Source organism: Serratia sp. T13T92 (assembly GCF_047530105.1).
GTDB classification, from domain to species: domain Bacteria; phylum Pseudomonadota; class Gammaproteobacteria; order Enterobacterales; family Enterobacteriaceae; genus Chania; species Chania fonticola.
The window spans coordinates 20625-28789 of record NZ_JBLJAK010000053.1 but is presented as its reverse complement, the minus strand read 5'-3'; the positions used below and the strand labels follow the sequence as shown (position 1 = coordinate 28789).

Below are 8165 nucleotides of genomic sequence, written 5' to 3'. Positions count from 1 at the left end.
GCATGAATTACTGCTTGGTCACTCTTCAAGACTTGATATTTTTTTGCTACCGAAGTAGCTGGATATCGTCTTGTGAGTGCCCACACAGATTGTCTGATAAATTGTTAAAGAGCGTTCGTTACCGGGAAGTTTCTCGGTAACGCGGGAGGTGCATATTACGCTTTCCCGCTGAAGAGTCAACCTTTTTCTCTTACGAGACACGGTGTTTTCACCGGGTTGCTTCTTCCTGGCTGGGCGACTTGGTTCTCGTTAGAGGAGTCGTTGTTCCCGGTCAGTGGAGGCGCATTATAGGGAGTTCTCAGAACGCCGCAACCCCTAAATTCACTTTTTTTACTGACCGTCGAATGTTTAAGCAAAAACCCATTAAAGCGGCAGTTTTTTCAACGATTTAAAGCCATAACCCTGCAAAACGGGCAATAAAGCATCGGTGTCTTCATTCAGCGCCATGCAATACGCCAGATTCTCTTCCTGAGTTGAGACCAGATTTTCCTGATTAGAGATAAGCCAGGCGGCTCTGCGGGCAATTGCCGCACCAGAATCCACCAGACGCGTTCCTTCAGGCAGGACTTGCATCAACTCTTCAGATAATAGAGGAAAGTGAGTACAACCCAACACTACCGTGTCCGGAGGCTCGCGCATGCTCAGCCACGGCTGCAATATTTTCTTCAGCGTTGCCAGCGGCACAGGTTCACCATGCAGCTTGGCTTCTGCCAGTTCCACCAGCTCAGAAGAGCCTAACAGCTCAATTTTGCAATCTGTCGCGAAACGCTCGATCAGTTCATGAGTATAAGTACGCTGAACCGTACCACGCGTGGCCAGCAAACCGACGATACCGTTGGCGGTCAGTTTGGCAGCAGGCTTGATCGCAGGCACCACCCCCACTACCGGGAAAGCAAAACGTTCACGCAGTGCGGGTAAGGAAACGGTACTGGCGGTATTACAGGCGATGATGACGATCGCCAGAGGATGGCGCTGCTGAACCGCACTGACAATTTCCAGTACGCGCTCAACGATAAACTCTTCGGATTTCTCGCCGTAGGGGAATGCTACGTTATCGAAGGCATAGATATAGTGGAGATCCGGCAGCAGTTGCCGAACCTCCTGAAACACTGACAACCCGCCGACGCCGGAATCAAAAACCAGCGCCGTCGGGCGAGGAGCCGCAGTGGCGTTAGAAGGTATAGCTGCCAGTGAGGTAGTACTCTCTTCCTGGGGTAGCATAGCCATAAGCCGTCTCATAATCTTTATCAAACAGGTTGGCAATTCTACCACGAACTGTCAGCTGAGAGGTTATTGGATATGAGGCGCTCACGTCGACCGTGCTGTAACTCGGCAATACGCGCTGCTCAGGGTTATAAGTAGAAGAGATATTGTCGTAACGCTTGCCGTAGTATTGATACGAGATATCCATGTCCAGGTTGAACATCGTCCAATCCAACTGATATTTGGCCTGACGTTTCGAACGGCGCGCCAACACCTCATCGGTCTGGTCATTACGCGGATCGATATATTGCAGCGTCAAGCGGTGGGTGAACATCCAGGTATCAAAGCTACCCGTCCATTCCACACCTTTAATCGTTGCCTTATCCACATTGTAATACTGCCCCTGATAGGTCACTGGGTCAGAATCATAGTTGATTAGATTCTGGATTTTGTAATGGTAAGCAGACAGACGCCAATCCAACGGCCCGGTCAAACCTTCCAGACCCATTTCCCACTGTTTGGACTCTTCCGGCTTGAGGTTGCTATTGGAATCAATGCCAAAGCGTTTTGAGCCATATTGCTGACCCAATGACGGCGTCAGGAAACCCGTACCGTAAGATAAGGTGGCTCGATAGCCATCAACAAACTCCCAACCTGCCGCGGTCTGCCAAGTGCCGTGCCAACCAAAGTCACCTGCCTTGTCTTCACGCCCAGAGGCTTCCAACGTCACGCTGCCAAACTGCTGCTGGCCACTCAGGTACAGGCCCGTGTTGTCTCTTTTATAGGTATCGGCAAAGGAATTGTCGGAAGAAGTCAGGCGCTGTTGCTGGAAATCGGCACCGGCGGTAACGCTGCCGTGCTCGAAAGCATAGGTGTTGCCCCATTGCAGGTTACGCTGATCCATATCATCCAGCGTAGTGCTGATGCCATAACGGCCATTCTGGCTGCTGTAGTTGTAATCCTTCTGTTTCTGATAGCTGCCCGTCAGTTGAGAAGAGAAAGCCCCAGACAGGAAACGCAGCCCCATATCATAGGTGTGGCTATACAGGCGGTCTTCATCATTACTGTACTTCGGGCTGTAAGGTACACTACCGACATCGTAGTCCGAGTTATTGGTATAACCATAACCCCGCACGAAACCTGAGAAATTCTGATTGAACTGTTGCTCCAACCCGCCCCAGAAGCTTTTATTACGGAAACCATCACTATCGCTGTCGACCGAATAAGGCGAGCCCGGCTGCACATTGAAGCCATTGGTCATCTGGTAGCTGCCCGCAACGGTAGCAACCGTGTTATCAAAACGCTGGCGCAAGGCACCATCGTACTGCTGGTATCCTTTAGAACCGATACCCGCCTGGACTTTACCGCCCTCTTTATCCGTCTGGGTAATGATGTTGATGACCCCGCCGATGGCACCAGAACCGTAAATGGCAGAGCGCGGCCCACGGATAAACTCCACACGCTGAACCAGCGCCAACGGAACCTGGTTAAAATCAACGCCGTTGCTAATCCCCAGACGGGCCATTGGCACGCCGTCGATCAGAACCAATACATGACGAGCTTCGGTGCCGCGTACCGAGAGAGATGACCCCTGCCCCATACCGCCGTACTGTGAAATATCGACACCGGGCAAACGGCGCATCACATCATTGAGGCTTTTGGCCTGCCAACGGTCGATATCTTCGCGGGTCACCACATCGGCAGGCGCCAATACGGAAGAGACCGGTTGAGGGAAGCGGTTGGCGGTAACCACCAGGTCATCGCTACTTTTAGCCGTGGTGTTATCTTGCGCCCATCCAGAAAATGCCGTCACGGAGGAGACCACCGCCAGCAGTGTATTTTTTATCATTGTCATTATAAAAAGCATCCAAACTTCATTGGGGATGCCGCAGGGCCACGGCCGGTAGTTCGCGACGGCTATGGATATTGCGACGTACACCGGTAGGTTTTCGGGCTTGGGATTTGCCGGTTGCCTGTGGCAACCCGCACCGGGCGATGACTTCCCATCCTGCAGTGGACAGTGTCTGCGTCATTTAACGCTATCGCCGTGACTTCCCCATACCGCTGCGCGTCAGCTCCAGATTTGCACTGGATTCCCTTTTCACTCGCTGCTTGAGACCGGACGGCAATGCTACAATCAATGAAAATGGATGTCTAGATTGCCAACAGTGTTGCAAAATAGCACCACAACAAAACTGGACTTCACGGGCTGATTCCCTACAATCCCCGCAGATCCAATTTGCCTGACGAGAGAAAACATGACGCCCGAGAATTTGCCCATTGAACGCTATGACGACCAACTGGCGGAGAAAACAGCCCGCCTGAAGACCATGATGTCACCGTTCACGGCGCCCGAGCCGGAAGTGTTTCGCTCGCCAGTCAGCCACTACCGGATGCGTGCGGAATTCCGCATCTGGCATGATGAGGACGATATGTACCACATCATGTTCGATCAGCAGACCAAGCAGCGTATCCGTGTCGATAGCTTCCCGGCGGCCAGCGAGCTGATTAACCGCCTGATGGGCGCCCTGATGGTGGCCCTCAAGCCCAATCCGGTGCTGCGCCACAAGCTGTTCCAGATCGATTATCTTTCTACGCAGAGCGGTAAGATCATTGCCTCGCTGCTGTATCACCGCAAGCTGGACGAACAATGGCAGCAAGATGCCACTGCGCTGCGTGATGCGTTACGCGCAGACGGCTTCGATGTGCAACTAATTGGCCGCGCCTCGAAGATGAAAATCATGCTGGATCAAGACTACGTCGACGAAGTGCTGCCGGTCGCTGGCCGCGAAATGATTTATCGCCAGGTCGAAAACAGCTTCACCCAGCCCAACGCCGCCATGAACGTGCAAATGCTGGAATGGGCGCTGGATGTAACCCAAGGTGCAAAGGGGGATCTGCTGGAGCTGTATTGCGGTAACGGCAACTTCTCGCTGGCCCTGGCCCGCAACTTCGAGCGGGTGTTAGCCACTGAAATTGCCAAGCCTTCGGTGGCGGCGGCGCAGTACAACATCGCGGCCAATAATATCGACAACGTGCAGATTATCCGTATGGCGGCGGAAGACTTCACTCAGGCAATGAACGGCGCTCGCGAGTTCAACCGGTTAAAAGGGATCGATCTGAGCAGCTATAACTGTGAGACGATTTTCGTCGATCCGCCGCGCAGCGGGCTGGATGAGGAAACGGTGAAGATGGTGCAGACCTATCCACGCATCCTTTACATCTCCTGCAACCCGGAGACCCTGTGCGCCAATCTGGATACGCTGCAGGCCACGCACAAAATCACTCGCCTGGCTCTATTCGATCAGTTCCCATACACCCATCATATGGAATGTGGCGTATTACTCGAACGCCGCTGATCTAGACAGACGCAAAAACCAAAAAAGGCACTCCGCAGAGTGCCTTTTCTCGATATAACCATTTTTAATGCTGAACAGTGACGGTATTGCGTTTCTTTAAATGGAAACCAATCCAGAGCACCAGCACCACGCAAACAATCGAGGGCAGGAAGTTCGAGCCGATCTGCGGATATTCCGCACGCACGATCGCGCTATATCCCAGGACGCCCAACAGGAAACAGCCGGCCGCCAGTTTTGGCATACCATCCGGCATTGGCTGGTTCAGGTAACGCTGATGCAGGCAATATACCGCCAACACCAAAGCAATCAACGGGAAGGCAGAAAACGACACCACCGAGCTGAACAGCGCGGCAAAGGAACCGTTTACGGACAGGCCGGCAATCAACGCCAGCAGTAAAGTACCATTCTCACGGCTTAGTTTTTCCATGACTTTCACCTTGTTATACGTGGGATACAGATGCTTTTTCTTGTTCGCGGCGATACCAGTAATAGGCTCCTTTGGAGATCATCCGCAGTTGCAACACTAACCTTTCTTCGAGCTGCCGCCGTTGTTCAATATCAATATCCAGCGCTTCCGCCCCGGCACTGAACACGATCGTCACCATAGCTTCCGCCTGCGCCTCGGTAAAGCTGCGCGGCATATGGTTTTCCAGCTCAAGGTAATCTGCCAGTTCGGCAATAAAATGTTGGATTTCCCGTGCTACCGCCGCACGAAACGCGGCCGAGGTGCCGGAACGTTCTCGCAGCAACAGCCGAAAGGCGTTGGGATTATTGCCGATAAACTCCATAAAGGTCGATACCGAGGTGCGGATCACGCTGCCGCCTTTGGCAATACGCTGGCGTGCCTGGCGCATCAATTGGCGCAGCATCAGGCCGCTTTCGTCAACCATGGTGAGCCCAAGCTCATCCACATCGCGGAAATGGCGATAGAAAGACGTGGGCGCGATGCCCGCCTCTCGTGAGACTTCACGCAGGCTCAGGCTGGCAAAACTGCGCTCGGCACTCAGCTGGCTGAAAGCCGCCTCGATGAGGGAACGACGCGTGCGTTCTTTTTGTTGTGCTCTGACGCCCATTTGCATATCCGGATGACTTCCCTTCTTCAGTCTAACGCCGCAGAACTGGCAATATAGCAAATTTATTGCAACAGCATTTACACAAACGAGCTTTGTCACAGTTCTGGGCCACACCGATTGTGCTTTGCCACAAAAAGGCTAATGGTAATTGGGCACGCAGCGCTATGATGTTAAGATACCGTTGTAAATTTGTATAAGAACAGGTCTCTCCTACATGCAACAACACTATCAATTTGATGCCATTATCATCGGCTCCGGCCCTGGTGGTGAAGGCGCAGCCATGGGTCTGGTGAAACAAGGTGCCCGCGTGGCCGTGATCGAACGGTACAATAACGTGGGCGGCGGTTGTACTCACTGGGGAACCATCCCCTCAAAAGCCCTCCGCCACGCCGTCAGCCGCATTATCGAATTCAACCAGAACCCGCTTTACAATAACTCCCGCACCCTTAGCGCCACCTTCCCTGACATTTTACGCCACGCCGACAGCGTGATTAACCAGCAAACGCGCATGCGCCAAGGGTTCTACGAACGTAACCAGTGCAAGTTGTTCGCCGGTAACGCCAAGTTTATCGACGCCAACACCGTCAGCGTAAGCTATATGGATGGCACGCAGGATACCATCCGCGCCGACCATATTGTGATCGCCTGTGGTTCACGCCCTTATCATCCGAACGGCGTTGATTTTAACCACTCGCGCATTTATGACAGCGACTCCATCCTGGAGCTGAACCACGAGCCACGCCACGTGATTATCTACGGTGCCGGGGTAATTGGCTGCGAATATGCTTCTATCTTCCGTGGTTTGAACGTGAAGGTGGACTTGATCAACACCCGCGATCGGTTGCTGGCGTTCCTCGATCAGGAGATGTCAGATTCCCTGTCTTATCACTTCTGGAATAACGGCGTGGTGATCCGCCACAATGAAGAGTTCGAGAAGATCGAGGGTACCGATGACGGCGTGATTGTGCACCTGAAATCCGGCAAGAAAGTGAAGGCCGATTGCCTGCTGTATGCCAATGGCCGTACCGGTAACACTGATGCGCTTGGCCTGGAGAACGTGGGTCTGGAATCAGACAGCCGTGGCCTGCTGAAGGTCAACAGCATGTATCAGACCGCCGTATCCCACATTTATGCAGTGGGTGACGTGATCGGCTATCCGAGTCTGGCATCTGCCGCTTATGACCAGGGCCGCATCGCCGCTCAGGCCATCTCCTCTGGGGAAGCCAGCGGGCATCTGATCGAAGACATTCCAACGGGCATTTATACCATTCCGGAAATCAGCTCCGTCGGTAAAACCGAGCAGGAACTGACGGCGATGAAGGTGCCCTATGAAGTGGGCCGTGCCCAGTTCAAACACCTGGCCCGGGCGCAGATTGCCGGTATGAACGTGGGTAGCCTGAAGATCCTGTTCCACCGCGATACCTTGCAGATCCTGGGGATCCACTGCTTTGGTGAGCGTGCGGCAGAGATCATTCACATCGGTCAGGCGATCATGGAACAAAAAGGTGAAGGTAATACCATCGAGTATTTCGTCAATACCACCTTCAACTATCCGACCATGGCCGAAGCCTACCGCGTGGCCGCGCTAAACGGTTTAAACCGCCTTTTTTAGGCCCGCGTCCAGGTAGTTCTGCATGTGTTCGCGAATAGCCTCGGCCAGCTGCTCATAGCGGCTACGCAGCGGGGAGCCGGGGCGATACACCAGAGCAATGGTGCGCTTCGGTTCCGGTTTGTAGCACTCCAGATAGCAGACGCCGTCACGCTCGCGCTCACGCGGTACTGCCAAGGCGGGTAACAGCGTTATCCCACTGCCTGCGGCAACCATATTACGCAGTGTTTCCAGACTGGTCGCGCGGAAGTGGGTATCCTCATCCGCACCGGCCTGGAAGCAAAAGCCCAGCGCCTGATCGCGTAAACAGTGGCCATCTTCCAGCATCAGCAGTTTTTCACCCGCCAAATCGGCCATCGCCACGCGTTCGCGCTGCGCCCACGGATGGTCGGAATAGACTGCTAATTGCATCGGCTCATCGAACAAAGGCACTTCGATAAAGGCTTCGGTCTCTTTCACCAAGGCAAGAATAGCGCAGTCCAACTTGCCGCTGTCCAGCTGTGCCAGCAGTTGATGGGTTTGTGCTTCGTGCAGGTACATTTCCAACTTGGGAAAGGATTTATGCAGCGTAGGGATAATCTGCGGCAGCAGATAAGGCCCCACGGTAGGGATCAGGCCGATATGCAACGGCCCGGACATCGCTTCCCCTTGCTGGCTGGCCATTTCCTTCAAGACTTTGACTTCGCGTAGCACGGTGCGCGCCTGTTCCACCAGCAGTAAGCCTGCCTGTGTGAAAAGCACCTTACGGCTGGTCCGCTCAAGCAGCATCACGCCCAACTCGTCTTCCAGCTTGCGGATCTGGCCGCTCAATGTTGGTTGGCTGACATGGCATGAGTCGGCAGCGCGCCGGAAGTGGCGGTGCTCGGCCAAGGCGACCAGATACTCTAAATCACGAATATTCATTGTTGTTTCCCTCCTGGC

Annotated in this window: 7 protein-coding genes and 1 riboswitch; of the genes, 2 read left to right on the top strand and 5 right to left on the bottom strand. The window is 53.8% G+C overall.

Annotated features, from left to right (window positions below; all coding sequences use genetic code 11):
• Positions 1 to 363 precede the first annotated feature (363 nt).
• Positions 364 to 1227 (bottom strand): glutamate racemase, encoded by an 864-nt coding sequence (gene murI, locus ACMV5I_RS26095; protein WP_202672536.1) that lies wholly within the window; start codon positions 1225 to 1227, stop codon positions 364 to 366.
• A complete protein-coding gene (btuB, locus tag ACMV5I_RS26090; RefSeq protein WP_414825603.1) occupies positions 1172 to 3052 on the bottom strand; it encodes a TonB-dependent vitamin B12 receptor BtuB in 1881 nt (626 codons plus the stop codon). The genes murI and btuB overlap by 56 nt, the downstream gene beginning before the upstream one ends.
• Before the next feature lie 73 nt (positions 3053 to 3125).
• Positions 3126 to 3341, bottom strand: a riboswitch (cobalamin riboswitch).
• A gap of 120 nt (positions 3342 to 3461) precedes the next feature.
• Between btuB and trmA the strand changes: the two genes are divergently transcribed.
• Positions 3462 to 4562 (top strand): tRNA (uridine(54)-C5)-methyltransferase TrmA, encoded by a 1101-nt coding sequence (gene trmA / locus ACMV5I_RS26085; protein ID WP_414825602.1) that lies wholly within the window; start codon positions 3462 to 3464, stop codon positions 4560 to 4562.
• A gap of 64 nt (positions 4563 to 4626) precedes the next feature.
• On the opposite strand, the gene ACMV5I_RS26080 is transcribed toward trmA, so the two are convergent.
• Both ACMV5I_RS26080 and fabR read right to left on the bottom strand, forming a co-directional pair.
• Positions 4627 to 4989: a YijD family membrane protein gene (locus tag ACMV5I_RS26080; protein ID WP_121608336.1), complete on the bottom strand. Its 363-nt coding sequence runs from the start codon at positions 4987 to 4989 to the stop codon at positions 4627 to 4629.
• 13 nt (positions 4990 to 5002) lie between these two features.
• Entirely contained in the window at positions 5003 to 5635 is a 633-nt protein-coding gene (fabR, locus tag ACMV5I_RS26075; protein WP_024482854.1) for an HTH-type transcriptional repressor FabR, read from the bottom strand.
• Positions 5636 to 5849: 214 nt separating this feature from the next.
• On the opposite strand from fabR, the gene sthA reads away from it, so the two are divergent.
• Entirely contained in the window at positions 5850 to 7247 is a 1398-nt protein-coding gene (gene sthA / locus ACMV5I_RS26070; protein ID WP_021807209.1) for a Si-specific NAD(P)(+) transhydrogenase, read from the top strand.
• Here sthA and oxyR read toward each other — a convergent pair.
• Positions 7230 to 8147 carry a DNA-binding transcriptional regulator OxyR gene (oxyR, locus tag ACMV5I_RS26065; protein WP_024482855.1) on the bottom strand — a complete coding sequence of 306 codons (918 nt, stop codon included), beginning with the start codon at positions 8145 to 8147 and terminating at the stop codon, positions 7230 to 7232. The two genes, sthA and oxyR, sit on opposite strands and share 18 nt — an antisense overlap.
• Between the last annotated feature and the right edge of the window lie 18 nt (positions 8148 to 8165).

What these genes read in the sequence shown, in the direction of transcription:
- murI (WP_202672536.1), bottom strand. Translation starts at nt 1,227, where the DNA reads ATGGCTATGCTACCCCAGGAAGAGAGTACTACCTCACTGGCAGCTATA.
- btuB (WP_414825603.1), bottom strand. Translation starts at nt 3,052, where the DNA reads ATGATAAAAAATACACTGCTGGCGGTGGTCTCCTCCGTGACGGCATTT.
- trmA (WP_414825602.1), top strand. Translation starts at nt 3,462, where the DNA reads ATGACGCCCGAGAATTTGCCCATTGAACGCTATGACGACCAACTGGCG.
- ACMV5I_RS26080 (WP_121608336.1), bottom strand. Translation starts at nt 4,989, where the DNA reads ATGGAAAAACTAAGCCGTGAGAATGGTACTTTACTGCTGGCGTTGATT.
- fabR (WP_024482854.1), bottom strand. Translation starts at nt 5,635, where the DNA reads ATGGGCGTCAGAGCACAACAAAAAGAACGCACGCGTCGTTCCCTCATC.
- sthA (WP_021807209.1), top strand. Translation starts at nt 5,850, where the DNA reads ATGCAACAACACTATCAATTTGATGCCATTATCATCGGCTCCGGCCCT.
- oxyR (WP_024482855.1), bottom strand. Translation starts at nt 8,147, where the DNA reads ATGAATATTCGTGATTTAGAGTATCTGGTCGCCTTGGCCGAGCACCGC.